At 71.7% G+C, this 25,710-nt stretch carries 24 protein-coding genes and 1 other RNA gene; 20 read left to right on the forward strand and 5 right to left on the reverse strand.

All coding sequences use genetic code 11. The annotated features are described in order from the left end of the window. Positions 1-125 precede the first annotated feature (125 nt). From P696_RS57115 to P696_RS0133405, 3 genes are all read left to right on the forward strand, one after another. On the forward strand, positions 126-425 hold the full coding sequence (locus P696_RS57115; RefSeq protein ID WP_026415735.1) for a hypothetical protein: 300 nt from the start codon (positions 126-128) through the stop codon (positions 423-425). Continuing rightward, on the forward strand, positions 422-871 hold the full coding sequence (locus P696_RS0133400; protein WP_051468460.1) for an ATP-binding protein: 450 nt from the start codon (positions 422-424) through the stop codon (positions 869-871). The genes P696_RS57115 and P696_RS0133400 overlap by 4 nt, the downstream gene beginning before the upstream one ends. Positions 872-1,011: 140 nt before the next feature. Then, positions 1,012-1,881 (forward strand): methyltransferase domain-containing protein, encoded by an 870-nt coding sequence (locus P696_RS0133405; RefSeq protein WP_245627909.1) that lies wholly within the window; start codon positions 1,012-1,014, stop codon positions 1,879-1,881. Positions 1,882-1,890: 9 nt separating this feature from the next. On the opposite strand, the gene P696_RS0133410 is transcribed toward P696_RS0133405, so the two are convergent. Next, positions 1,891-2,409, reverse strand: coding sequence for a GNAT family N-acetyltransferase (locus P696_RS0133410; protein ID WP_034488256.1), 519 nt, complete (start codon positions 2,407-2,409; stop codon positions 1,891-1,893). 89 nt (positions 2,410-2,498) lie between these two features. Between P696_RS0133410 and P696_RS0133415 the strand changes: the two genes are divergently transcribed. Further along, entirely contained in the window at positions 2,499-3,173 is a 675-nt protein-coding gene (locus P696_RS0133415; RefSeq protein WP_157430078.1) for a hypothetical protein, read from the forward strand. 51 nt (positions 3,174-3,224) lie between these two features. Further along, positions 3,225-3,902, forward strand: coding sequence for a hypothetical protein (locus P696_RS0133420; protein WP_026415740.1), 678 nt, complete (start codon positions 3,225-3,227; stop codon positions 3,900-3,902). A gap of 70 nt (positions 3,903-3,972) precedes the next feature. On the opposite strand, the gene P696_RS0133425 is transcribed toward P696_RS0133420, so the two are convergent. Both P696_RS0133425 and prfB read right to left on the reverse strand, forming a co-directional pair. Next, a complete protein-coding gene (locus P696_RS0133425; protein WP_245627910.1) occupies positions 3,973-5,049 on the reverse strand; it encodes a DUF8094 domain-containing protein in 1,077 nt (358 codons plus the stop codon). 183 nt (positions 5,050-5,232) lie between these two features. Continuing rightward, positions 5,233-6,354 carry a peptide chain release factor 2 gene (prfB, locus tag P696_RS0133430; protein WP_026415742.1) on the reverse strand — a complete coding sequence of 374 codons (1,122 nt, stop codon included), beginning with the start codon at positions 6,352-6,354 and terminating at the stop codon, positions 5,233-5,235. Positions 6,355-6,471: 117 nt separating this feature from the next. Between prfB and P696_RS49760 the strand changes: the two genes are divergently transcribed. Continuing rightward, positions 6,472-7,545, forward strand: coding sequence for a DUF8094 domain-containing protein (locus P696_RS49760; protein ID WP_051468461.1), 1,074 nt, complete (start codon positions 6,472-6,474; stop codon positions 7,543-7,545). 58 nt (positions 7,546-7,603) lie between these two features. Here the strand turns inward: P696_RS49760 and P696_RS0133440 are convergent, their stop codons facing one another. After that, a complete protein-coding gene (locus P696_RS0133440; protein WP_026415743.1) occupies positions 7,604-7,789 on the reverse strand; it encodes a hypothetical protein in 186 nt (61 codons plus the stop codon). A 374-nt stretch (positions 7,790-8,163) separates the two neighbouring features. On the opposite strand from P696_RS0133440, the gene ftsE reads away from it, so the two are divergent. The 14 genes from ftsE to P696_RS49805 all read left to right on the forward strand — a co-directional run bounded on the left by ftsE (position 8,164) and on the right by P696_RS49805 (position 24,485). Then, on the forward strand, positions 8,164-8,853 hold the full coding sequence (gene ftsE, locus P696_RS0133445) for a cell division ATP-binding protein FtsE (RefSeq protein ID WP_026415744.1): 690 nt from the start codon (positions 8,164-8,166) through the stop codon (positions 8,851-8,853). 156 nt (positions 8,854-9,009) lie between these two features. Next, the gene (gene ftsX / locus P696_RS0133450) at positions 9,010-9,915 is read left to right on the forward strand and encodes a permease-like cell division protein FtsX (RefSeq protein WP_026415745.1); all 906 of its coding nucleotides are present in this window, start codon (positions 9,010-9,012) and stop codon (positions 9,913-9,915) included. Positions 9,916-10,068: 153 nt separating this feature from the next. Next, entirely contained in the window at positions 10,069-10,542 is a 474-nt protein-coding gene (gene smpB, locus P696_RS0133455) for an SsrA-binding protein SmpB (protein WP_026415746.1), read from the forward strand. Positions 10,543-10,551: 9 nt separating this feature from the next. Next, positions 10,552-12,600 carry a penicillin-binding transpeptidase domain-containing protein gene (locus tag P696_RS49765; protein WP_064744177.1) on the forward strand — a complete coding sequence of 683 codons (2,049 nt, stop codon included), beginning with the start codon at positions 10,552-10,554 and terminating at the stop codon, positions 12,598-12,600. A 337-nt stretch (positions 12,601-12,937) separates the two neighbouring features. Then, positions 12,938-13,310, forward strand: a transfer-messenger RNA (tmRNA) gene (gene ssrA / locus P696_RS53745). 707 nt (positions 13,311-14,017) lie between these two features. Continuing rightward, the gene (locus P696_RS0133465) at positions 14,018-14,335 is read left to right on the forward strand and encodes a hypothetical protein (RefSeq protein ID WP_084338604.1); all 318 of its coding nucleotides are present in this window, start codon (positions 14,018-14,020) and stop codon (positions 14,333-14,335) included. Positions 14,336-14,729: 394 nt separating this feature from the next. Beyond that, positions 14,730-16,208, forward strand: coding sequence for an exopolysaccharide biosynthesis polyprenyl glycosylphosphotransferase (locus P696_RS49770; RefSeq protein WP_051468462.1), 1,479 nt, complete (start codon positions 14,730-14,732; stop codon positions 16,206-16,208). A 55-nt stretch (positions 16,209-16,263) separates the two neighbouring features. Further along, the gene (locus tag P696_RS49775; RefSeq protein ID WP_051468463.1) at positions 16,264-17,646 is read left to right on the forward strand and encodes an O-antigen ligase family protein; all 1,383 of its coding nucleotides are present in this window, start codon (positions 16,264-16,266) and stop codon (positions 17,644-17,646) included. Continuing rightward, positions 17,643-19,316 (forward strand): murein biosynthesis integral membrane protein MurJ, encoded by a 1,674-nt coding sequence (murJ, locus tag P696_RS49780; protein ID WP_051468464.1) that lies wholly within the window; start codon positions 17,643-17,645, stop codon positions 19,314-19,316. The genes P696_RS49775 and murJ overlap by 4 nt, the downstream gene beginning before the upstream one ends. Then, positions 19,316-20,089, forward strand: a complete 774-nt coding sequence (locus P696_RS49785; protein WP_245627911.1) for a polysaccharide deacetylase family protein — start codon at positions 19,316-19,318, stop codon at positions 20,087-20,089. The genes murJ and P696_RS49785 overlap by 1 nt, the downstream gene beginning before the upstream one ends. Before the next feature lie 128 nt (positions 20,090-20,217). Then, positions 20,218-21,297 (forward strand): glycosyltransferase, encoded by a 1,080-nt coding sequence (locus tag P696_RS49790; protein WP_245627912.1) that lies wholly within the window; start codon positions 20,218-20,220, stop codon positions 21,295-21,297. Further along, entirely contained in the window at positions 21,294-22,100 is an 807-nt protein-coding gene (locus tag P696_RS49795; protein ID WP_051468465.1) for a YveK family protein, read from the forward strand. Before P696_RS49790 ends, P696_RS49795 begins: the two co-directional genes overlap by 4 nt. Next, on the forward strand, positions 22,097-23,257 hold the full coding sequence (locus P696_RS49800; RefSeq protein ID WP_157430079.1) for a GNAT family N-acetyltransferase: 1,161 nt from the start codon (positions 22,097-22,099) through the stop codon (positions 23,255-23,257). Before P696_RS49795 ends, P696_RS49800 begins: the two co-directional genes overlap by 4 nt. A gap of 34 nt (positions 23,258-23,291) precedes the next feature. Beyond that, positions 23,292-24,485, forward strand: a complete 1,194-nt coding sequence (locus P696_RS49805; RefSeq protein ID WP_051468466.1) for a glycosyltransferase — start codon at positions 23,292-23,294, stop codon at positions 24,483-24,485. On the opposite strand, the gene P696_RS49810 is transcribed toward P696_RS49805, so the two are convergent. Next, positions 24,482-25,702, reverse strand: coding sequence for a glycoside hydrolase family 26 protein (locus P696_RS49810; protein ID WP_245627913.1), 1,221 nt, complete (start codon positions 25,700-25,702; stop codon positions 24,482-24,484). The genes P696_RS49805 and P696_RS49810 overlap by 4 nt on opposite strands. Between the last annotated feature and the right edge of the window lie 8 nt (positions 25,703-25,710).

Below are 25,710 nucleotides of genomic sequence, written 5' to 3' on the forward strand. Positions count from 1 at the left end.
TGCCTTTGCATTACTTGCATGTTGCGCTCCGTATAAGCAGTCTTTGCATAGCGTGCCATTGGTCACCGATGGTGCGCAGGCGAACGCGAAGAGTCCGAATGTCGGGGGGAAAGGCGTGATCGGGGATGGCCGACGGGGTGCATGCGATTCGGGAGCGTTCCCGGACGATGCAGCGGTGGGTGCTGCTGAGCGGGCTCATGGTGGATCTGCGGGGCCTCGGATGCGGGTCGTGGCTGGCGTTTCCCGGGGACGGTGAGCCCGTCCTGTTCGTCCGGGCGAGGGTGAGTGGACGGCGGGTGGCGGTGCTCGCCATGGAGGACGGAGCGGGGCAGTGGCTGTTTCGATGGGATGGCGATCAGCAGGCCGCGGCCATCGAGGGCGACGCGTCCTGCGCTGCGGAGCGAATCGCGGCGGTGCGGCGGTGACCGGCGGCCACCTCGCGCCCGGACCGGTGGGCGGTCCGGACGGTGGCTGCCCGGCGCTCCGGCTGGTCGGCGGGACGGGCCGGCGGCTGGACATCGGCGAGGCCAGGCGCGCTCTACGGGGGGTCGCGGAGTCGCATGACTGGGGCGTCGACCTGGACGATCTCGAACTGCTCGCGTCCGAGGTGCTGACGAACGCCGTCCGGTACACCGCGTCGGGGCGTCGCGGCGGGGGCGTCGACGTGCGCCTGCTCGTCCGGGACGACTGCCTGCGGGTCGAGGTGACCGACGACGGGGGAGCGCGGACCGTCCCACATCTGGTCGAGTCGTCCGACTGGCAGGAGTCCGGCCGGGGCCTTCTCATGGTCGCCGTGCTGGCCGCCGACTGGGGCTGGTCGGCGGAACGTTCCAGGACGACGGTCTGGTTCGAACTCCTGCGGAAGGAATAGCGGAAAGGGCCGCCCGATCGCCGCTCACGCTCGGTCACGAAAGGAGGTGGGAATGGGTAGGAAGAAAGAAGGGGCCGTTCCTGGCGGCGATCGGCGGGACCGGCCCGGAATCCGGACGGCGGCGACGGGATGTGGAGGCCATGCGTCCTGGGCGAACGGTGGATCCCGGCGACGCGATCATGGCGGTCCGGCGGGAGGAGTTCATCCCCGACGAGATCTTCGTGCGCGGCGAGCACGGCCACCTGGTGCCGCTGAACAGGAAGGACGCCCCCGAGCTGTGGCAGGAGCAGGTCCAGCTGGACGAGCCGGTCGTCGTCCAGGTCCGGCCCGACCCCACGCTTCCGCCCGACCTGTGCGATCCGGCCACCGGGCAGGGCATGGAGTCCACCAGCTCCAGCAGCCAGCCGTCGCTCATGGTCGAGATGATCGGGATGCTGGGCCTCGAGCGCGGGATGAGGGCGCTGGAGATCGGGACGGGGACCGGCTACAACGCCGCCCTGCTCGCGTACCTGCTGGGCAGCGACAACGTCGTCAGCGTCGAGATCGACGAGGAGCTCGCCGCCCACGCCCGGTCCGCCCTGGAGCGGGCCGGGTACCCGGTCCGGGTGATCACCGGGAGCGGGAAGGACGGCTACGCGCCCGCGGCCCCCTACGACGCCGTCATCGTCACGGCGGCGGCGCACACCGTCCCGTACGCGTGGGTCGAGCAGACGCGTCCGGGCGGTGTGATCCTCGTGCCGTGGGCCGAGACCGTCCACCCGGACGGACGGCTCGCCCGGTTCGTCGTGAAGGCGGACGGCACCGCCGAGGGACGCTTCATCGCCCAGGCGTTCTTCATGCCCCTCCGCGACCAGCGCGTTCTCCCGCGCGCCGGGTTCGACGCCGTGGAGCGCTGGATCAGATCCGGCGCTCCCGACTTCACCCGTTACGGCATCACCGTGACCGCGGAGGAGCAGACCATCTGGCTCGACGTCCCGGACAACGTGATCGCCAGTACCGAAAGGCCCTGAGGCCCCCGGTCATTGAAGTGGCTGGACGAGAACCTGCCCATGCCACGGCCCACGGGGATGGTCGGCGACGACGAATTCGGCGTCCCGGACGAATCCCTGGCTTTCGTAATAACGGACGAGTTCACCATCGGCGCCCGCCCAGCAGTCCACGCGAAGCTGGGTGACGCCCTGGGCGACGCCCTCCTCCCTGGCACGTTCCAGAAGGGCGGTGCCGATGCCCGCGCCCTTGTGGCGACGGTCGGTGACCAGGGCCTCGATATAGAGCTCGGAAACGGTCGCGGGGGAGACGTATCCCGGTGCCGAGCCCAGATTGACGGCGCCCACGGCCGCCCCGTCCAACATGGCGACACGCAGGCCGCCGGACGCGGCCAGCCGTTCGACAAGGCCCTCGCGCTGCGGGTTTCCCGTCCAGGGCTCGTCCCCCCACTGACCGATCTGGCCGCGCGCGACGAGCCACTCCACCGCGCGGTCGAACAGGCCGAGGACGGCCGTGATGTCCCCGGAGTCTCCGGGCCGAATGGTGATCATGGTGTTGAGGGTGCTGGATCGGGGCAAAACTGGTCAAGCGGAACCGGCGTCCCGGACGTCGCGTCCGACGGGGGACGGGAAGGAGCCGCGTGGCGGGGATGGTGGTACTCGGGATCGTGCTCGTCGCCGCGATCGTGCTGGTCGCGGTCGGCGCCTCCCGCGAGAAGCGTGCCGACGAGGACGAGCGCCTCCGGGCCCTGCGCGACTGGGCGGCCGAGCACCGCTGGAACTTCGCCGAGGGTGATCTGAGGGTTCCCTGGCGCGGGCAGGTCGGACGCGACGGATTCCGCGTCCGCGAGCTGCTCACCGGGGACGTCGGCGGGCTGCCCGTGTCCCTCGGCCACGGCACGTACCCGACCCGGCGCGTCGTCACGGACGCCAACGGCGACAAGCGCACCGAGACCATGACGAACCACCTCACCGTCCTCGTCGTCCGGATGGACGGCGGACGGCCCGACATGGAGGTCAAGCCGCGCGGCGTGGGATCACGCCTGATGCGCGCGTTCGGGCACGGGACGGCCGTGGAGAGCGGCGACGGACGGTTCGACGCGCGCTTCCAGGTCGAGTCGGACGCCCCGGAGACCGCCCGCGACTACCTCTCGTCCGACCTCATCCGCGCCCACCTCGACGACGACCTGCCGCTCTGGAGCCTGCGGCAGGGGGAGCTGATGGTCGTCCGGCACACTGCGCTCCACCCCTGCGACCTGGACGAACATCTCGGCACCGTTCGCAGGCTCGCCGAGTTGCTCGGGCACCGGTTCTGACCGGAACTGGATTCGGCCGCCCCTCGTCCGACAAGGTAAAGGGGAGGACGCGTGTCTGGTACCCAACTGGTCCTCGCGGCGGCCGTGGCGGCGATCGTGATCTTCGCGGCGGCGGGCGGCATGGCGTACGCGCAGAGCCGGGGCGAGAAGGCCCGGCTGCGCGGAGTGCGGGAATGGGCGGACGCGCACGGCTGGGCGTTCGCCGACGAGAACCTCCGGCCCCCCTGGCGGGGCCGTCCTCCCCACGAGAACCTGAGACTCGGCCTCCTGCTCGGGGGCCGGGTCGGCGAGCGGGACGCCACGATCGCCTGCGGCTCCTACGACGTCCGCAGGACGGTCGCCGCCGCCGACGGGGCCGAACGCGGCGAGACCGCCACCTACCACCTGACCGTGCTGACCGTCCAGGCCGAGGACGGCACGCCCGACATGGAGGTCCGGGAGCGGGGCCTCGGCGCGAAGCTGATGGGGTCGCTCGCCCGCAACGCCACCGACGCGGACGCCTTCGACGCGAGGTTCGAGGTGGAGCCGCCCGAGGCGCGCGGACGGCTCCGGGAGACGGCCGTCCAGGCCCATCTGGACAGCGAGATCCCGGCCTGGAGCGTCCGCGACGGCGAGATCACGGCCGTCCTGCCAGGTAGGACGCGCGCCGAGTACCTCGACGGCCACGTCGCCACGCTGGAACGCCTCGGCGAGATCGTCGCGACGACCAGGATCGCGCCCCAGTCGTAGACCGTCGGGGGCCGGTGCGGGACCGCTGCAGCGGTCAGGAAGAGCGGAGCGCACCGGCCCCGACGGGGTCTCAATGGCCGGTTGCGGCCACGGCCTTCCGGTACATCCCGGTCACGCTCGCCGTGCCCTTGGCCGGGACGGACGCGAGGTACTGGATCAGCACGGTGGTGGTCATGCGGGTCGAGACGGACGACGGCGGGGCGAGCCCGACAAGGTCGCCCGTAACGGTGAGCTTCCCCTTCTTCGTCGCGGAATACGCCTCGTTCTGCTTGAGGACGTACCAGACCAGCGCCCCGCCGTCCTGGGTGCGCAGCGCGAAGACCTGGGCGGGAGCGGGCGAGAACCGCGACTCCAGGGTGATGCCGTCCTGCCGGAGGCCCGCCTCGGCCTTCCGCAGCGCGGTGAACGCCTCGGTGGTCTTCGGGCCGGGGGCCAGCCGGTCCGCCCCGGCGGCCCTCGGGCCGTCGTTGAGCAGGGCGGAGTGGACTTCGGCCATCCTGTCCGGGGCGATCACGAGCCCGCCGCCGGACACCGCGACGGCCTTCGCGTAGCCGTGGCCGTCCAGGGCGACGCGGGAGAACAGGGTGTCGGTGGGGAACGGATCGGCTGCCAGCAGCCAGGGCGCGCCCGCCTTCTCCTGGGTGAACACCATGGCGTGCCGCAGGGCGTCCTTCCCGGACCCGCTGACCGCCTCGGCCGCGAACCAGTGCGGATACGCGGCCAGGCGCGGAACGGCGACGCGGACGTGCGACAGCTTCAGCACCCCTGTCCTGGCCTTCGTGACGCGGCGCAGCTTCACGGCGGCCGTGTCCATGGCGAGCTGGGGGTCGGCCTCCGCCTTCGGCAGGAGCGACGCGTCCAGCGTGTCCCCTGCCTGCCCAACGGTGGTCGCGTAGGTCGCCACGGTCTCGCGGGCCTGCTCCCGCGTCAGCGAGGGAGCTCCGCTCGCACCGGCGTCCGGACCTCCGCATCCCGCCGCGAGAGGCACTCCGACCAGCAGCGACACCGCCAGCGCCCCGACGCGTCCACGCGCGACGAAGGCACGGGCGACAACCCCGGCGGCTACGGAGGTTTCGGCCACCTGGCCGGGAGACGACGCGGCGTGGCGGCGCCGGGAGGCGACGGGACGGTACTGGCCAGCGAGCATGGCGGCCCCCGAGGGGAGTGGAGAAACCTTCTACCCAACATCATCGCAGAGTCACGACAACGTCACGCTCCGAATGCGCTATGAGACGGATGCCCGCTTCGTGGGGTGAAAAAAGGCCCCGCCCCCTCAGGGGACGGGGCCGAAAGGCCTCAGCGCGGCACGCCGGAGGCGGCGGCGCAGGGGTCAGGAGGCGGCGGCCTCGGACTCCTGCTGCCGCATCCAGCGGATCTCGGCCTCGATGAACTCGTCGATGTCGCCGTCCAGCACAGCCGTCGGGTTGCCGACCTCGACGCCGGTGCGCAGGTCCTTCACGATCTGGTACGGGTGCAGGACGTAGTTGCGGATCTGGGTGCCCCACGAGCTGGTGCCCTCGCCGCGCAGCGAGGCCATCTTCTCGGCCTCCTCCTGGCGCTTGCGCTCCAGCAGCTTGGCCTGCAGGACGTTCATCGCGGTCGCCTTGTTCTGCAGCTGCGACCGCTCGTTCTGGCAGGACACCACGATGCCGCTCGGCAGGTGGGTGATCCGGACCGCCGAGTCGGTGGTGTTCACGCCCTGGCCGCCCGGCCCGGACGACCGGTACACGTCGATGCGCAGGTCGCTCTCGTCGATGTCGACGTGGTCGCTCTGCTCCACGACCGGGACGACGTCCAGCCCCGCGAACGAGGTCTGGCGACGGCCCTGGTTGTCGAAGGGGGAGATGCGGACGAGCCGGTGCGTGCCGTGCTCGCCGCGCAGGGTGCCGTACGCGTAGGGGGCCTTCACCACGAAGGTGGTGGACTTGATGCCCGCCTCTTCGGCGAAGGACGTCTCGTAGATCTCGGTCGGGTAGTTGTGGCGCTCGGCCCAGCGCATGTACATGCGCTGGAGCTGCTGCGCCCAGTCGGCCGCGTCCACCCCGCCCGCCTGGGCGTTGATGGTGACCAGGGCCTCACGCGCGTCGTACTCGCCGGACATCAGGGTGCGGACCTCGAGCTGCTGGATCGCCTTGTGCACGGCGGCGAGCTCGGTGTCGGCCTCGTCCCGGGTGTCGGCGTCGTCCATCTCGCCGGCCAGCTCGTAGAGGGTCACGACGTCCTCGAGGCGCTGGCGCAGGGCGGTGACCCGGTTGTGCTCGGCCTCGAGGTGGGACAGCTTGCGCGTCACCACCTGGGCCCGTTCCTGGTCGTTCCAGAGCTCGGGATCGGCCGACTGCTCGCGCAGCCCGGCGATGTCCCGCTCCATGGCGGGGATGTCCAGCACCTGCTCGATGCCGGACAGTGTCGCGTCGAGCTCCTTGAGCTGATCCTGAGGATCGATGGCAGCCACGTATTAGAGCTTATCGCCGTCCGGCCAGTGCCCGAGCGATCGCCCAATACCCTAGTGAATGGCACAATCACGATGGGGTCGGCCATGGGGGCCTGAGTGCGGTGGCAAGGGGGCGCGGTGCCGAGGAAGTACCGGGGGGCGACGGCCGTCCCAGCGCTGCTCGCGCTGTCGGTGGCCGTGTCCGCGTGCGGTGGCGGCTCCAAGGCCGGCACGAAGGTGACCCCGGCCCCGCCGCGTCCGACCGCGACGCCCGTGGCCCTGACGCCGCAGCTGGCGGCCGACCGGTTCCGCTCCTGGACGGTCAACGACGACGTCGCGCGCGCGTCCGGCGACGAGCGGCTCGCCCTGAGCTGGGTCGTGGACGGTCAGTACTCGCTGACCGCCGCCGAGTTCCGCAAGGCCTCCCACGACGGCGATCCCGTCCCACGCTTCACCTTCGGCAAGCCGACCTTCTACGTGCCGCGGTTCCAGGAGGTCAAGACGTACCCGCAATGGTTCGTCGCGTCCGTCCCGCGCACCGAGCTGGGCAAGCCCAAGAGCACCCGGACGGCGCTCATGGCGTTCATCCTGCGCTCGCCGGGCGACCGGTGGAAGCTGAGCGTCGAGACCGATCTCGACCCGAAGGCCAAGCAGCCCAAGGTCGTCCTGGACGCGCAGGGCTACGCGACCGCGCTGGCGACCGGTGACACCTCGGTGCTGATCCGGCCGCGTGACCTGCCGGGCATCCAGGCGACGATCGCCGCCGAGGGGCCGTCCAGCGTGGCGTCCAAGGTGATGGCGTCCGGGCCGGTCACGACGGGGATGAACGCCGACATCCAGGCGGCCCGCAAGAAGGCCCGCCACCAGGGGCTCGGGTTCTCCAGCGTGGTCGTCGCCACGCCCTACCCGATCTTCGCCCTGCGCGCCGAGCATGGCGGCGCGCTGGTGCTGTACTCCCTGTTCCGCAACAACGATCTCTATGTGAAGGGGAAGGACCGGCCGAAGCGCAAGCCGCCGATCCCCCCGGAGACCGCCCATCTGCTGGACGGCACCGTGCCCGGTTATGAGATCGATTACACCGAGACGCTCCAGCTGGCCGCGTCCGATCCGGCGAATCCCGGGAAGGGCGACGCCAATCCGCCGAAGGCCGATGTCATCGGCTTCTTCGGGACGATCAGCAAGGCCGACGCGCCCCTCCCGAAGGCCAACTGAGAGGCGGGGCCGCCGGGCCCTTCCAGCCGCGGAAGCCGGTCGGCCCGTACAGGCCCGGTCAGCCGTAGAGGCGCTGGAGCAGCAGTGCGACGAACAGCAGCGCCACGAGCCCGGCGAGGACGAGGGCGGGCGGGACGGACGGGCCGTGCCGGTGCACCTCGGCGCGGGCGGCCCGGCAGGTCGGGCACCGGCCCTCGACGACCGGCCCCGAGCAGTTCGCGCAGACCAGATGTTCGCAGCTCATCCGGCTGCCCCTCTCGATCGGGAACTTTCTGTCACTGAGAACTTTAGGCGCGATTCCCCGGCATTCGTCGCGTCCCGGCTGTAAAGTCCTGGTGCCTGCCGGGGGTCCGCATGGTCGAGCCGGCCCGGTCCCGCCTCTACACTGCACGGGGCCACGCGGCCCGTCGAGCCGGTCCGGTTCGCGCGGGGCGTGCGGCCGGACTCGTCCCAGGTGGGACGGGGTCTGAGGGCGTCCGGTTACCGGTTCCTCGGACTCAGCCCCTAAGGTCGAGTGTTCCGAGCCCGATGTAAGTCCGAGGGCTACGCTGAGTGGTCCGTCCCCTGGGACCGCGCGGGTCCTTCGCAAGAATGGTGCTGAACCGCCGTGATGCAGCCGTGATTCACTTCGACAACGTCACCAAGGGCTACAAGAACCAGAACCGGCCCGCCCTCCAGCACGTGAACGTCGCCATCGAGAAGGGCGAGTTCCTGTTCCTGGTCGGTCCCTCCGGTTCCGGCAAGTCGACCTTCCTCCGGTTGATCCTCAAGGAGGAGCGGCCGTCCCAGGGTCACGTCCACGTGGCCGGGAAGGACCTGAACAAGCTGAGCAACTGGAAGGTCCCGCACCTGCGCCGCCGCATCGGCTGCGTGTTCCAGGACTTCCGGCTCCTGCCCAACAAGAACGTGTTCGAGAACGTCGCGTTCGCCCTCGAGGTCATCGGCAAGCCCCGCCGGTTCATCAACAAGGTCGTCCCCGAGGTCATCGACCTCGTCGGCCTGGAGGGCAAGGCCCACCGCATGCCGGACGAGCTGTCCGGCGGTGAGCAGCAGCGTGTCGCGATCGCCCGCGCGTTCGTGAACCGGCCGATGATCCTGCTGGCGGACGAGCCGACCGGCAACATCGACCCCGCCACGTCCATCGGCATCATGAAGGTGCTCGACCGGATCAACCGGACGGGCACCACCGTCGTCATGGCGACGCACGACGCCGCCATCGTCGACGCCTTCCGCAAGCGCGTCGTCGAACTCGAGGACGGCCGCGTCGTCCGCGACCAGTCGCGCGGCGTCTACGGTCAGGCGTACTAGGCGCCCCACGGCCACCGAACCCGACGCCGGGACGGCGCGGATCCGGGGTGAACTCCCCGGGGCCCGTCGCCCGCGCGGCCCAGCGGTCGCAGAGCGATAGCCTGCACCGGCACTCGAAGCTCCCACCGGGGCACAGGCGATCAAGGACAGCGAGGCATGCGCGCACAGTTCGTTCTCCAGGAGATCTGGATCGGTCTCCGCCGGAACCTGACGATGACGATCTCCCTCGTCATCACCGTCGCCATCGCCATGGCGCTCTTCGGCACCGGTCTGCTGCTGCACAACCAGGCCAACTCCTCGAAGAACTACTGGTACGACAAGATCGAGGTCTCGATCTTCCTGTGCGCCAAGACCTCCTCCAACCCGCAGTGCGCGGGCAAGGACGCGCAGCAGGGCGAGAAGGACGCGCTGAAGGCCAAGCTCCAGGGGCTTCCGCAGGTCTCCAAGGTCGAGTACGAGAGCAAGGAGGACGCGTACGCGCGGTTCAAGGACCGCTTCGCGTCCACCCCCGGCTTCGTCCAGAGCACCAAGCCCGGCGACATCCCGGACTCCTTCCGCGTCCGGCTGAAGGACCCCAAGCAGTACAAGGCCGTCTCGCAGTCCGTCCTCGGCCAGGCCGGCGTGGACCAGGTGATCAACGAGCAGGAGATCCTGAAGAAGTTCTTCCGGATCCTCGGCGGCCTGCAGAGCGCCGCGCTGATCATCGCGGGCATCCAGGTGATCGCGGCGGTGCTGCTGGTCGGCAACACGGTCCGGCTGTCGGCGTTCAACCGGCGCCGTGAGACCGGGATCATGCGGCTGGTCGGCGCGTCCAACACCTATATCCAGCTGCCGTTCATCCTGGAGGGCGCGATCGCCGGCCTGATCGGCGGCATCCTCGCCGCGGTGCTGCTGGTGTTCTCCAAGATGCTGCTGGTCGACCGGCTCGCGAGCAACATCCAGATGGCGTCCAAACTGGGCTGGGGCTCGGTGTCGCTGGTCATCATCGTGGCGATCTGTTTCGGCGTGCTGCTCTGCGCGGTGGCGTCCTTCCTCACCCTGCGCCGATACCTGCGCATCTGATCACCCGCCTACACTGGGCCGAGGTCCGGCGTGCCGATGCCGCCCCGTCCACCTCCGGACGCGGGCGGCTCCGCGTTGGGCCGACGTTCCCGTTCCGGCGCCCCCGACCGGCGCCGGGCCGGGGTGACCCGACCAGAACCGAGGCTGATTCCCGTGCCACGTGAGCAGGGGCGAAAGATGATCGCCCAGAACAAGCGCGCCCGGTACGACTACGAGATCGTCGACACCTGGGAGGCCGGCCTGGTGCTCATGGGCACCGAGGTCAAGGCCCTGCGCGCCGGACGGGCCTCGCTGGCCGACGGCTACGCGCACGTCATGGACCACGAGGTCTGGCTGGAGAACGTCCACATCCCGGAGTACACCGAGGGCACCTGGACCAACCACGCCCCGAGGCGCCGGCGCAAGCTGCTGCTGAACCGCCGGGAGATCGCGAAGATCGAGCAGAAGACCGACGAGCCCGGCTGGACGCTGGTCCCGCTGGCGCTCTACTTCAAGGACGGCCGAGCGAAAATCGAGATCGGGCTGGGCCGTGGTAAGAAGGCGTACGACAAGCGCCAGGCGATCGCCAAGCGCGAGGCCGACCGCGAGATGCAGAAGGCGGCCGCGGCCCGGCTCAGGAGACGGTGAAGGGTGTCGATGAACCTCCGAGGCCGCAGCACGGCGCGCCGGACGATCTCGGCGGGGGCCGCCGTTCTCCTCGTCGGCGGCTCGGCGTCGGCGTGCTTCGCCGAGCAGTCGGCGATGCCCGCCGTCCGGGACTTCCTGGTCGCCTGGGAGGTCGGCAACTACCCGGCCGCCGCGGGGCACACCATGGGCGCGGACAAGGCGGAGGTGGCCGCGGCCCTCGGAGGGGTCCGCAGCCAGCTCGACGCCGCCGCGCTGAAGCTCGGCATGCTGAAGGTCGTCAAGAGCGGCGACACCGCCACCGCGCAGTTCTCCGTCAAGATCGACCTGGGTGAGAACGGCGAGCCCTGGACCTACAACAGCTCGATGAACCTGCAGCGCGCGGGGTCCGGCTGGAAGATCAAGTGGGAGCCGTCGATCATCCACCCGAGCCTCAAGCAGGGCCAGCGGCTCGCGGTGGTCACCCAGGTCCCGCCGCGCTCCCCGATCCAGGACCAGAACTCCAAGACGGTGCTGAAGGCCGTCCCCGCCGACCTCGTCGGGGTCGTCCCCGGGCACCTGAAGGACCCGAAGGCCACCATCGACCGGATGGTGAAGACCACCAAGATCGAGGGCGGACGGCGGCTGGACGGCGAGCGGCTGCTCGGCCGCGTCCGGTCCGCGCCCCCGCAGAAGTTCCTCCCCCTGCTGACCCTGCAGCGCTCCAGCGGCGACAAGCTGATCGAGCGCCTCAGGCAGGTGGACGGCCTCCAGTTCAAGATCGTCAACGCCCCGATCCAGCCGCAGTTCGCGCCCGAGGTCGTCGGCGAGCTCGGCGCGGCCACCGCCGACCGGCTGCAGCAGGTCGGCGCCCCCTACCAGCCGGGCGACACGATCGGCGTGAGCGGCCTCCAGCTGCTGCTCCAGCGCCGTCTGGCGGGCACCCCCTCGATCGAGGTCGTCGCCCAGGACCCCGAGGGCAACGACGTCACGCCGCTGCGCTCGTGGAGCGGCCACGACCCGGCCCCCGTCGTCACCACCCTCGACCGCAGGATCCAGCCCCGCGCCGACCAGGCCCTGTCGCAGGTGAAGTACCCGGCGTCCCTGGTCGCGGTGCGGCCCGGCACCGGTGACGTGCTGGCCGTGTCCAACCACCGCACCGGCGGCCGTGACGAGGCCATGGAGGGCCACTACCCGCCGGGCATGGCGTACTCCTTCGTCACGGCGGACGCGCTACTCCAGAACGGCGTCCCGAAGACCACGCAGACCGAGTGCCCGGCCACGACGAACGTGGGCGGGCAGACGGTGTCCAACCCGTCCGGGAAGGCGGCCCGCACCAGCACGTTCGAGCGCGCCCTCTCGCTGAACTGCGCCACGTCCCTGGCGCAGCTCGCCACCAAGCTCCCGCCGCAGGCGCTGGTCCAGTCGGCGGCCAGGTTCGGCCTCGGCAAGGAGTGGGGCGGCCTCTTCCCGTCCTACGCCGGGACGGTCCCGACCCCCGCCAACGACGGCCAGAAGGCGCTGATCGCCACCGGGCAGGGCGGCGTCACCACCTCGCCGCTGGCGATGGCCGCCGCCGCCGCGGCCGTGTCGTCCGGCGTGTGGCGCCCGCCCTTCATCACCAAGGACCCGGTGGACACCCCGTCCGCGCAGGTGAACGTGATCAACCCGATCGCGGTCGGCGACCTGAAGCGGATGGTGCGCCGCTCCGTCCAGAGCGGCGCGGCGAAGGACGCCAACGTGGGCAGCGGAGGCCAGGTCTCCGGCGTGAGCGCGGTGGTGAACTACCAGGAGGGCGGCAAGGCCAAGACCGTCTCCTGGTTCGTCGGGTTCCGCGACGACATCGCGTTCGCGATCGCGGTCGAGGGCAGGGCGAACGCGGCGAAGATCGCCTCGTCCTTCCTGAACGGCACCACGGTGAGCCCGCCGTCCACCACCAAGCCGCCCCAGGGGACGACTCCCGGCACCGGCGGCCAGGGCCAGCGTCCGGGGACGAACCAGGGCACCGGCGGCCAGACACCGGGCCGCCAGTCGCCCACCACGGGCACGAACCCGTCGATGTCCCCCACCCGCAACCCCTGACATGTCCGGTGAGACTTCCGTCACCTTTTGGCGATCTCTTGACCCGATGGAAGCAACCATCCGGGCCGTCCGGCACGTCTTCACAGGTGACTGAGACACCGCTCGGGGGGTTGCGGACTCAGTCGCCGTGATGAGACCAGAGCCTCGTCTCGGGGGAGGCTCTGCCGTCCGGACCGGCCCGACCCTGCCGGTCGGCCCCGGTGGGCGCGACACGTTCGCGGCCCACCGGGGCGTCACTTTTCCCAGGCCCCGGGGAATCTCGTTGGCATCCGCGACGTTGACCTACTAGTGTCTGGTGGTGGACGCCCAGGCGTCCGACTTCTTGACAAGTCAACATGGGGGTGACCGGTCTCGACTTCGGTAGGTCGAGCCAGGGGAAGCGGGTCGAGGGTTGCTGTCGTGACCTCGTAAATCCTGTGACAGCAAACCTATAACTGCCAACAAGAAGCAGTCCGAGTTCGCTCTCGCCGCCTGAGGCGAGTAGCGACTCTGCCGGCCCGGGTACGTCTCCGCCCCGGGATCCGGCATCATCAGGAGACTCCACTCTGCCGCCCGGTCGCGGGGCAGTAGAGAACACCTAACAGCGACTGAGCCCGTCGGCGACTCGCCTGCGAGAGCGCCGGGGCTGAGAAAGCGTCAAGCAGGCTGCGCCCGGAGAAGCCCTGGCCCATCACCGAAGGACGCGGGTTCGATTCCCGCCACCTCCACGAACAGGCCCCGTGCGGTCGGAAGCAAGCTTCCACCGCCCGGGGCCTTTTTGCGTCTCCAGCACCCCCAGCCCCCCGCCCCACTCAGCACCTGCACCCTGTACCCCGCTCCGCGCGCCCTGCCCCGCGCTCCACAGCGCCCCTGCGCTCTACGCCGCTCTGAGCCCCGCGCTCTGCGCCGCCCTCGGGCACCCCGCACCCCGCCCCGCTCCGTCGTGCTCCGTGCCTCACACCGCCGCGCCCGACCTCCTGCGCCCGCGGCCCTGCGCTCTGCGCTCCTGTGTCCTGTGCTCTGCACGTCGTGTGGCGGGTGGGGGTGTGGGGTGGAGCGCGCGTTTTCCGGTCTTCCGGGTGAATGGGAGAACGTGGCCTTTCTCGGCATTGATCACGTGTGCGGTCCTCGATGGAAGACGTGTCCGGGTGGGTGAGTGAATTCGTGCCTTGGATGAGTTGTGGGGGATTGTCTTGGGGTGGCGTGTCGGGCGGCGGCAGGAACGGAGGACTGTCGTGTCGGGTGGGTTGATGGGGAGAAATGGATATTTGCGCCGGGGTCGTGCGTCATTGGAAAGTCAAGAATCGGTGAGCTACCCGCTAATCGTTCGGGGAGAGGTGGAAGTTGGCGCGCTCAACGTGTTGAGTGTCCGTGGGTGCCCGCCCCGCAAGGGGCAGGCACTTGACGAAATTCCACTGTGCACAGAAGGGGCTTCGGAATGAAGCGACTGGTGGCGACAGGGCTCATGGCCCTCACGGCGGGTGGTGTTCTGGCGAGCGCTTCCCCGGCTATGGCCTGGGACGAGCCGTACCCGAGCGCTGGCTCGCACCACTCCTACCACTCCCACAAGGTGTCCAACCAGCAGGGCATCGGTGTCGAGACCTGCCGCGCCGTCGAGGTCGGTGCCGTCATCGGCATCATCCTCCACAACGTGCTCGCTCAGGACGACGAGTCGGGCAACTGCGACAACGGTTCCGTCGAGGGCCGGAACGGCCGTGGCTATGGCTACGAGGGTCACTACGGGTACCACCACTGATCCAAGTTCTGGCCGGGCCGGGAGCGAGTTCTCTTGCTCCCGGCCCGTTCGTTCTGTCCGGGATCTTTTTCTGAGGATTGTCCGGATGTCTGGTCGGGACCCTTTTCTTGTTCCTTTGTCCTCGGCTCCCGTGGGTCAAAGACGTTCCATCGTCCCCCTCGATGTTCGTCAAAGGAGCCGTGACACGGCCCGCTGGGTCCCGGGGCGTGTGATGCTCGCGAACAGATCGCGAATCCGAGCGAACCGCAGAAACCCCCGGAGGGGCGGACGTCGCGAGTCCGCTTGACGGCACTTCGTGGGAACGCCCCATTCCCGTCGATATCCGCAGGTGGCGCGACGGTGATTCCGGGTGGATCGCCGGGCTTGGCCTTTCTGTTCCCGGAAGGACGTCGATTTGGGAGCTCAGGGACTCGCGGCCCTCGGCACGACGGCCGAGGAGACCGCGCCTTTCCGGCCGGTCGACCAGGACCGCGCGCCCGGGACGGACCGCCGGCGCCCGTCCCACCGGCGCACTCCCCGCCGCCGGTACGCGTCGCGGCTGCCCGTGGCCGGGTACCGCCTGACGCTCACTCTGCTGGACTTCACCGCCGCCGCGGGGCTCTCCCTCGTGCAGGCCGGTGTCCCGGCGCGGGCCGTCCTCACGGGGGCGGTGCTCGCGTCGTTGCAGGCCGTGGCCGGGGGATACCGGCCGCGCCGGAGCCTCAGCCTCGTCGACGAGGTCATGCCGACCGTGGCCCGCGTGCTGCTGGCGGACCTGGCCGTCAACCGTGTTCTGCTCCCGCCCACGCCCGCGACGCTGCCGCACGCGGCGCTTCAGATGCTGGAGTTCGTCCTGTCGGCGTCGGTGCTGGCACTGGTGGGACGGCTGCCGGTGTTCAGGGCGGCGCGGCGATTCCGGCGCAGGCCGTCGCGGCTTCGGGCGACGGTCGTCATCGGGTCCGGCACGGTCGCGGACCGCGTCGCCCAGCACCTCGACCGGTGTTCCGATCTGGGCCTGACCGTGACGGCGCGGCTGGACCTGCGGCATCTCGAGGGGCCGCTTCCGGCGTCCGCGGCGGAGGACTGGCCGCACCTCACGCGGACGCTCCGCGCGATGCGGGCCCGGGTCGCCCTGGTGGCCTGCGAGGACGTCCAACCCGGCCAGCTGGACGCCGCGATGCGGGCCGCCGCGCGGACGACAGGGGAGGTCTGGGCGGTCGTGACCACGCCGGGCCTGCTGCCCGCCGGGGCGCGGGGCCGCGAGTACCTGGACGGGATCCCGGTCGTCCGTGTCCTGGACGCCGCGCGGGTCACGCTCGGACGGCGCGGCAAGCGGATGTTCGACTTCGTCGTGGCGTCGGCGACGGCGGTGCTGCTGGGCTGGCTGATGGTGCTGTGCGCGGTCGCGGTGCGGCTCGAGGGCGGGCCGGGCGTGATCTTCCGGCAGCGCCGGGTGGGGCTGCTCGGACGCGAGTTCACGCTGGTGAAGTTCCGGACGGTCCGCCCCAGCAGCGAGCACCACGCCGACACGAGCTGGTCGGTCGACGACGAGCGGCTCGTGGGGCCGGTGGGACGGTTCCTGCGGAAGACCTCGCTGGACGAGCTGCCCCAGCTGTGGAACGTCGTCCGCGGCGACATGAGCCTGGTCGGGCCGCGTCCGGAGCGCCCGCACTTCGTCGGGAGGTTCGGCGCGTCCGTCCCGAACTACGGGCTGCGGCACCGCATGCCGGTGGGGATGACGGGATGGGCGCAGGTCAACGGGCTGCGCGGCGACACCTCGATCGAGGACCGGGTGCGCTACGACAACTACTACATCGATCACTGGTCGTTCGCCGCGGACCTGCGGATCCTGCTGATGACCGTCCGGGCCGTGCTCGTCCGGGAGGGCCGGTGACGGGGGCCATGGACCGGCGGGTCCGTTCCGGCTTCGACTCCCGGCCCGGCAGCGCATGACCGGCGCGCGGTCGGCTCTCGCGGGGCGGCCCCGGCTCCCGTGGATCGACGGCCCGCCTCGGTGGGGGCAGGACCGGGTCCTGTGGGCGCGGCCGTCCTGGCTGGTCGCGGCGACGGTGCTGAGCTTGGCGATCCCCGGAGGGGGCGGCGCGGTCGGGTCCGGGACGGCGCATGTGTCGCCGGGCGACGTGGTCAGTCTGGTCATGGTCGTTCTGGCGGGCGCGCTGTGGGTGCGTGGGTGTGTCGGCGCGGGCTCGTGTGTTCGTGTTCCGGTGGTCGTCGCGCTCGTGTTCGCGGGGGTCGTCCTCGGGGCCGCGCTCTCGGCGGAGTTCTCGCCCGACCCCGCGACCAGCCTGGTGGGCTGGGTGCGGCAGGCGCAGATCTTCGTCCTGGTGCCGCTGGCGGTCATCGTCTCGCTGCGCGACCGCCTGGACGTGTCGATCGTCGTGGGCTCGGTCGTGACCCTCGGTGTGGTCGAGGCGCTGGTGGGCGTCTGGCAGACGGCCACCCACAACGGCGCCTCGTACGCGGGGCAGCTGATCCGGGCGGTCGGGACGTTCGGCGCGCTGGACGTGATGGCGATGTCGGCCGTCTGCGGGATGGCGCTGGTCATGGCCGTCTCGCTGGCGCTCACCGCGCCGGACGGGTGGCGGCGCGCCGCGTTCCTCGGCGTCGCGGCCGTCCTCGCCGCCGGGCTGGCGTGCTCGCTGAGCCGCGGCAGCTGGATCGCGGCGGGGATCGGCGTGCTGGTCGTCCTCGTGCGGTTCGACGTGAAGCTCGCCGTCCGCCTCGGGCTGTGCGCGCTGGCGCTGCTGACCGTGGTCGTGGGCGGCCTCGGGATCGGCGCGGGGACCTTCGGGACGCGCACCCGGTCGATCCTCGCGTCCGTCCGCGACCCGGATCGCTCGGTCGGGGACCGGTACAGCCTGTGGAGCACCGCCGGGGGGATGTGGCGGGACCATCCCGTGACCGGCGTCGGCCTCAAGAACTTCCCGGCCTTCCGGGACGCGTACGCGCCGCCGAGGCTGTCCGGGGGCAGTGACACGGCCGATTCGGTGACCGGGTTCGTCCGGGAGCCCCTGCTGTCGCCGCACAACCAGTACCTGCTGGTGCTGTCGGAGCAGGGGATGCTCGGGGCCGCGGCGTTCGTGCTGGCCCTCGGCGCGTTGCAGGTCGGTTTGTGGCGGAGGGGCGAGGCCTCGGACGGGCACTGGCTGCTGTCCGTGGGCGTCGCGACCCTGATCCTGGTCAACTTCCTGTACTCGGACGTGGGCGGGCCCACGACCGTCCTCGTGGGGATCGTGCTCGGGCTCGCCGCCCGGCACACCTGGCCTGTGGCTTCGCCGGACGGGACCGTCCGGGCGGAGGACGCGCGGTGACCGCCGCCGACGTCCCCGTGACCGACGCGAAGGGCGTCCGCGCGCTTTCCGTCGGACGGGCGGCGGCGCTGTCGGCGGTGCTGGTGTGCGCCGGGACGGGGATGGGGTTCGTCCGGGACCTGCTGCTCGCCGACCGCTTCGGGGCGGGGCCGAGCACGGACGCGTTCCTGGTGTCCTGGACGGTTCCGGAGACGGTGTCGCCGCTGCTCATCGAGGACGCCATGGCGCTGGTCATGGTCCCGGTCGTCACGCGCGCGATGGTCCGGCCGGACGGGGTGCCGCGGCTGGTGCGGAGGGTCGCGCCGCGGCTGGTCCTCGTCCTGACGGTGTTGTCGGTGGCCGTGACCCTGCTCGCGCCGTGGCTGGTGCGGATCGCCGCGCCCGGCGTCGCGAACCGGTCCGAGGCGGTCGTGTGCCTGCGGCTCACGGCCGTGACCGTCCTGACGTTCGGCGTCGCGGGACTCATGAGCGCGATCCTGCGTCCGCACCACCGGTTCGGGCCGCCCGCCGCGATCTACCTGGCGTACAACGTCGGCATCCTCGCGATGCTGGTCATGCTGGCGGACGCGTGGGGGATCACCAGCGCGGCGCTCGGGGTCGCGTGCGGCAGCCTGTTCATGGTCCTCGTCCAGATGCCCGCGTTCGTGCGGGTGCTGCGCGGGCGTGGACGCCTTTCCGGCACGGCCGATCTCGACGGAGCGCGCGGCCTGGATCCGGGGCTCTCGACGCGGCAGGTGCGGCTCGCGGCGGCGGCGCCCGTCATCGTGTACACGGTCGCGCGGCAGGCGCAGGTGCTGATCGAGCGGTTCTTCGGTTCGAGCCTGCCCGAGGGGACGATCTCCCATCTGAACTACGCGCAGAAGGTCGCCCAGGTGCCGATGGTGCTGGCGCTGCTGGTCGCGACCGTCACCTTCCCCCGGCTCGTCCGGGCCCATCTGGACGACGACGCCGGACTGCTGCGGCGGCGCATCGAGAGCGACCTGACGGTCGTCGGGCTGCTGATCCTCGTCGCGATCACCTACCTGTGGACGTTCGCGCCGCTGATCACCCGGGTGATGTTCGAGCACGGGGCGTTCACCCGGTCCGACTCCCTGAGCACGGCCCACATCCTGCGGATCTACTCGCTCGGCCTGCTCGCCCAGTGCCTGCTGGGGGTGAGCGTCCGCGCCCTGTCGGCGGGACGGCGGCCCAACTGGCGCACGCCGGTGGCGATGCTGGCCGGTCTCGGCGTGACGTTCGGCATCGCCGCGCTGTTCGGCGCGAGCCATGGGGCGGGCGCGCTCGCCGTGGGCAACGCGGCCGGGATCAGCGTCGCCGCCGTCCTGCAACTGGTGACCGTCCGGCGGCGGGTGGCGCCCATCCGGTTCGGCCTGCTGGGACGGCGTCTCGTCATCGGCGTGGGTTGCGCTCTCGTCGCCGGGTTCGGCTCTGGGCAGGTGACGCGGCTGGTGGTCGGGGACGCTCCGCCGCTCGTCCGGCTGGTGGTGGGGGGAGCGGTGTTGCTGCTGGTCATGGCGGCGACGCTCGCCCTGGTCGTCAGGGGTTCGCAATGCCTGCGGGGTGGTCTGCCGGGACGGCGCGGGGCGGAGAGCGGAACGGGGGGAGCCGGCGAGGCCGGGCCGGCTCCGTCAGCGGAACGACTGCCGGCCATGCGAAGGGTGATCGGCTGATGGGCATCGAGTGGACGACCAGGGACCAGCCGCAGGGCGGACCGGGGCCGGGCGCGACCCGGGCGGCCCCGCCGGGCCGGATGCCGCCGGTGCTCATGTACCACTCCGTGGACCACCGCCTCGAGGATCCGTATCTGATCACCGTCACGCCCGGCCGGTTCGAACGGCAGATGCGCTGGATGAAGGCCCGTGGCCTGCGCGGCGTCGGCGTCGCGGAACTGCTGGCGGCGCGGGCCGCCGGACGGCGCCGGGGACTGGTCGGCCTCACCTTCGACGACGGCTACGACGATTTCGTCCGGCATGTCGTCCCGGTGCTGCGCGGGCTGGGGTTCACCGCGACGGTGTTCATGGTGTCCGGGGAGATCGGCGGCGGGAACTCCTGGGACGACGGTCCCCGCAGGCGGCTCATGGACGCCGGGCAGCTGCGCGCCGCCGCCGACGCGGGCATGGAGGTCGCGTCCCACGGCGTCCGGCACCTCTCGCTTCCGGACGCGAGCGACGACGTCCTGGCCGGGGAGCTGCGGGAGAGCCGGGCCCGGCTCGAAGAGCTGCTCCGGCGGCCGGTCTCGGGGTTCGCCTACCCCTACGGGCACGTGACGCCGCGCGAGGCGGAGGCCGTCCGGGACGCGGGCTATGACTACGGATGCGCGATCTGGGGGACGGGCGCCGACCGGCACGCCCTCGCCCGCACCTACATCGGCGAGCGCGACGACCCGCTCCGGATGCGCCTCAAGTTCGCCCGCCACCGGTTCCGCCAAAGGAAGCTCGCATGACGCGGGCGGCTGGATTGTCGCGGGGGAGCGGGTTGGCGCGCGGGAGCGGGGTGACGCTCGGGGCGGGGGTGACGCGTGTTCTGCATGTCATCACCGGGTTGGGGCTGGGGGGTGCGGAACGACAGCTGGTGTTGCTCGCGCGGCACCTTCCCGTGCAGTGCGAGGTGGCCACGCTGGCCGGGCCGACCACGCTCGCGGACGAGCTGCGCGACCTCGGCGTTCCTGTCCACAACCTGGGGATGGCGCACAACCGTGACCTGACCGTCCTGCCCAGGCTGGTGTCGCTGATGCGGAGCGGCGGGTACGACGCCGTCCATACCCACCTTTACCGGGCGTGCCTGTACGGACGCGTCGCCGCGCGGATCGCGGGCATCGGGCGTGTCATCGCGACCGAGCACTCCCTCGGCGACGGGCACATCGAGGGCAGGGATACCACCTGGCCGGTGCGGATGCTGTACCGCGCGAGCGAGCGGCTCGGCTCGGCCACGGTCGCGGTGTCGCCGACGGTCGAACGGCGTCTGCGCGACTGGGGTGTCCCGGCGCGGCGGGTCGTCACGATCCCGAACGGGCTGGATCCGGCGGCCTTCGCCTTCGACCCCGTGGCGCGCGAGCGCGTCCGGAACGGGTTCGGGGTGGCGCCCGGGGACTTCGTCGTCGGGACGGTCGGACGGCTCGTCCCGACCAAGCGCGTGGACGTCCTGATCGAGGCCATCGCGCAGGTGCCGGACGTCAAGCTGCTGATCGTCGGGGACGGCCCCGACGCGCCGCGCCTGCACGCGCTGGCGTCCGCCTCGGGGGATCGCGTCATCTTCGCGGGCGCGCGGCAGGACATCGGCGCGCACCTGTCCGCCATGGACGTGTTCGCCTCGCCGTCGGAGCAGGAGACCTTCGGGGTCAGCGTCCTGGAGGCCCTGGCCAACGGGCTTCCCACGCTCCACACCACCTGCCCGGCCCTCCAGGACCTGGCCGGACGGCCTCCCGGCGACCAGCCCGGCGAGCCGTTCGTCCGGCGGGTGCCCTGCACGGCCGGGGAGTACGCGGCGGCGCTCCTCGAACTCGGGGACCTGCCCTTCACGGCGCGCACCTGCGCCGCCGCCGCGCGGGCCTACGCGGTCGACGGCCCCGTAGCCCGGCTGGTCGCGCTCTACCAGGCCGAACGGCTCGACCAGCCCGGCCTCATGACGACTTCCGAGGAGGCACATCGATGACCACGGCCAAGACCCGGACGGCGGAGGACGGGCCCGGCACAGGGCCCGCCACAGGGCCGGACGCCGGTCCGGCGGGCACCGGGCTCCCGCACGCGGCCGGGCGGTCGCGCGGGCCGTCGGCCCCGGCTCGCGGGGCGGCGCTCCCGATGGCCGTGATCGTGTTCGGCGCGCTGGCCGGGACCGTGTACGGGCTGCTCACCCCGCCCTCCTACGACGCGTCCGCGAACGTGCTGATCGCGCCGGACAAGCAGAGCACCGGCGCCGACGCGGTCAACTACGCGCAGGCGTACGGCAGGCTCGCGAGCCTGCCCGAGACGCTCACGTGGGCGCCGTCCCCGGCGCCGTGGGGGACGGCGGTGGAGTCGGCGGCCAAGCGGCTGCGGACGTCCACCTCGCCGGACACGCCGCTCATCCGGCTGACCGCGTCCGCGTCGGAGGCGCGTCGCGCGGCGACCTTGGCGAACGCCGCCGCCGCCGCGCTCGTCCGCTACGGCGCCGGTCACCAGAGGGACACCGGTGTCCGGGTCATCCTCATGAGCAACGCGCTCGCCCCCACGACGGCCAGCTCGCCCAGGCTCGTCCTGGACATCGCCGTCGGCGCGGCGTCCGGGGGACTGCTGGCGGCGCTGGCCGCGCTCGCGGGGCTGCGGTGGCCGCAGGCGCCGGTAGGTCGCCGCAGGCAGGGAGGCGGTCCGGGCATCGAACCGGACGACGACGCCGCTGAGGACGCGCTGCCCGGGGAGGACGGCCCGAAGGCGCGCCGGAACCGTGGCGAACAGGCCGCGCCGGAGGCCGGGCAGTGAGCCTTCAGCAGTCCGCCTGCCGGGTGGACACGGCCCGCTGGCGCACCGAGGTGCACCGCGACGACAGCGCGTGGGACGCGCTGGGCGCGGGCTGGAACGACCTGTACGGCCGCAGCCGCGCCACCCCGTTCCAGACGCTGGCCTGGAACGCCGCCTGGTGGCGGCACTACGGCCGTCCGGGGCGGCTGCGCCTCGTCGCGGTCTGGCGGGACGACCGGCTGATCGCGCTGGCCCCGCTCATGGTGCGGTGGCGCCACGGACACCGCGTCCTGGTCCCGCTCGCCGCCGCCCAGAGCGACCACACCGACGTGCTGGTCGACGGGGCGCACGCGGCCCTGGCGGTCGAGCACCTGGTGAAGGCGCTGCTGGACGAGCCGGGCTGGGGTGTCCTGGACTTCCCCGAGGTGATGCCGAACGGCTCGGCGGGCCTGCTGGCCGAGCACTGGCCGCGTCCGGGCCGCCGCGTGCCGTCCTCGGTGTGCCTGCGGCTTCCGGCGTGCGGGCCCGCCGAGTTCTGCGCCCGGTTCCCGCGCCGGACGGCGGGCAAGGTCCGCGCGCGGCTCCGGAAGATCGAGGCGCTGGGACTGGACGTCCGGCAGGCGGGCGCCGCCGAGGCCCGGCGGGCGGTCGTGGAGATGCTGCGGCTGCACCGGCGGCAGTGGCAGGGGCGCGACGTCAACCCCGAGCACCTGCGGCCGCGCTTCGCCGCGATGCTCGGCGACGCGGCGGCCGTGATGATCGCGGCCGGGCAGGCGGCGCTCACCGAGTACCGGCGGGACGGGCGGCTGGTCGCCGCCGACCTCGCGGTGATCGGCCCGGACTGGGTCGGCGCGTACCTGTACGGCGCGGAGCCCGGCCTCCGGAACGACATGGACGTGGCATTGATGCTGCTCAGCAACGATCTGCGTCTCGCCTACCGGGGCGGTCTGCCGTCCCTGAACCTGCTGCGCGGCCAGGAGGACTACAAGCTCAAGTGGCAGCCGGACCTCGTCCCCAACGAGCGGATCGTCCTGTGCCGTTCGGCTCGTTCGGCCCCCTACCTGGGCATCGTGGCCGGACGCGCGGGGGTGGCGCGGCTGAGGAGGATCGCGCGAACGCGCGGGCCGGTCTCCGGAGAAGAGGCGGTCGCGCGTGCCGCCGGGCAGTCCCGTCCTTGAACGACTCCGTCCCCGAGCGAGTGGGCCGCACATCATGACCGATGAATCCGCCTCCGTGGTCGAGACCGGTCCTCAGGACCGTCCGCTGCGGGTATTGCACGTCTCCCAGCCGACGACGGGCGGGGTCGCCGGGTACGTCGCCCAGACCGTCGCCGCGCAGCGCCGACGCGGGTGGGAGGTCTTCGTGGCCTGCCCGCGGGACGGCGCGCTCCCGCGTGACCTGCGGGCCGAAGGCGTCCCGCACCACCTGTGGGAGGCGGGCCGCGCGCCCGGGCCGGGCACGCTGGACGAGGCGCGCATGCTGCGCCGGATCATCGCCGTCGTGCGTCCGGACGTGGTCCATCTGCACTCGTCCAAGGCGGGACTGGCCGGACGGCTGCCCGGCGTCGCCACGCGGCGTCCCGTGATCTTCCAGCCGCATGGCTGGTCGTGGCTGTCCGGAGGCGGCGTCCTCGCGCGCGCGAGCGCGTGGTGGGAGCGGAGGGCGGCGCATCGCACGGACGCGATCGTCTGCGTCGGCGAGGGCGAGCGCCGCCAGGGAACCGGGAAGGGGATCCGGGACCGGCTCTGGACGATCCGCAACGGCGTCGACCTCAGCCGCTTCCCCCCTGCTGACCAGCGCGAACGGGAGCTGGCCCGGGAACGCCTCGGGCTTCCCCAGGGCGTCCCGCTCGTGGTCTGCCTCGGCCGCGTCACCCGGCAGAAGGGCCAGGACATCCTCCTGGACGCCTGGGACCGGGTGGGTCAGGCGTGTCCGGACGCCGAGCTCGTGATCGTCGGCTCAGGGGACGCGCTGGACGAGCTGCGGCGTCGCGGGCCCGGGGATCGGGTGCGGTTCGTCCCGGAGGCCGTCGTCCCGCGCGACTGGTACGCGGCGGCGAACGTGGTCACGCTGCCGTCCCGCTGGGAGGGCCTTCCGCTGGTCGCGCTGGAGGCGCTGGCGGTCGGGCGCAGTGTCGTCGCGTCCCGGATCCCGGGGCTGACCGAGGTCGTCACGTCCGATGTCGGAGCCCTGGTGACCTGCGGAGACGCGGACGAGCTGGCGCGGGCCCTCGCGCTGCGCCTCCAGGACCCGGGGCTGGCCGCGTCCGAGGCGGAGGCGGCCGGAGTCCGTGTCCGCGACTTCGACATGGCCGAGACGCAGCTCCGGCTCTGCGCGCTGACGCTGGCCGTGGCCATGGGCACCGCCGACGCACCGGCGCTGAGCAGCCCCGTCCCGGTCAGCTAGCGGCCCTTCGCCGCTGGACTCGCCGGGAGAACCGTGGTCGTGCCGGACGCGGGCGCGGTCGGCGTGAGCGCGATGCCGCGACCGCCGAACAGTCTCCGGTACTCGGCGGAAGCGCGCGGGTTCATCTGGCAGCTCCACACGCCGTGCGGGCAGTAGTCGGTGATGGTCTGGTAGGCGACCGGATGGGTGGAGATCCAGTCGTGCATGCCGCGCACGAAGTCCGGGTCATCGGAATTGCGGAACATCCCCCATTCCGGGAAGGACATGGGCTTGTTGTGCACGGTGGCGAAACGGGCCTGCTCGCCCAGGCCGTAGGGCTCCTGGACGAAGTGGTCGAAGTCGGCGCCCTCGGGTTGGTCATAAGTGTCGGAACCGATGATGTCGACGACATCGTCACCCGGATAGCAGCGCGGCCACGGAATGGCGTCGAGTCCGCGCGTCGCCGTGAAATCGAAGCGGAACTTCGCGCCCGGGACGGCGCGCATCGTCGTGACGATCCGCCGCCAGTAGGCCGTCCATTTGATCGGGTTGGGCGCACATCGGCTGGTATAGGTGGCGCCGTTCATCTCCCAGCCGGGCACGATGATCGCGTCGGCCGCGCCGCCGGTGGCCAGGCGCGTCGCCAGCTCCCGGAAGTGCTGGTCGTTGGCGCCCTCGGCGCCCTCCTCGAGCAGCGCCGAGACCTCGTCGTCCTCCACGCCGCCCTCGTTGCGCGGCAGCATGGGGAGGTTCAGCACCAGGAGTTTTCCCGGATTGGCGCGCTTCCAGGCCAGCCAGGGTTCCAGCACTCCGGGCGCGCCCTCGATGTCGTGCCAGCTGTCGCCGGGCAGGTAGGTGTGGCCCACGTCCACCGGCGAGTCGAGCCAGCGCTGGAAGTGGCCGATGGCCTCGACGCCCTCGCCCCCCGACCCGAGGAACGCCCCGAGTGGAACGGCGTGCTGCGCCTGCCCGACCGATTGCGTCGCCGTCCGAGAAGGGGTGCCGACGCCAAGTGCGAGAAAAACGGTGATCCCTGCGAGAGAGATCGCCCCCAAGAACGTGGGAGACCTCGGTCCCGGTGGGGCGAAACGCGGTCCGTCTGCGCGCGCGGGGCCGTTCCTCATGCGTAAAATATGCCCGATGACTTTGGTTGACGAACCGCGGGTCTCGCCGAATGAAGAACTCTTTACCAACGTCGAAGCGGGGTGAATCTTGGCGGAGGCGGCAAACCGGCCCACGCTGCTCG

Source organism: Actinomadura oligospora ATCC 43269 (genome assembly GCF_000518265.1).
GTDB lineage: Bacteria > Actinomycetota > Actinomycetes > Streptosporangiales > Streptosporangiaceae > Spirillospora > Spirillospora oligospora.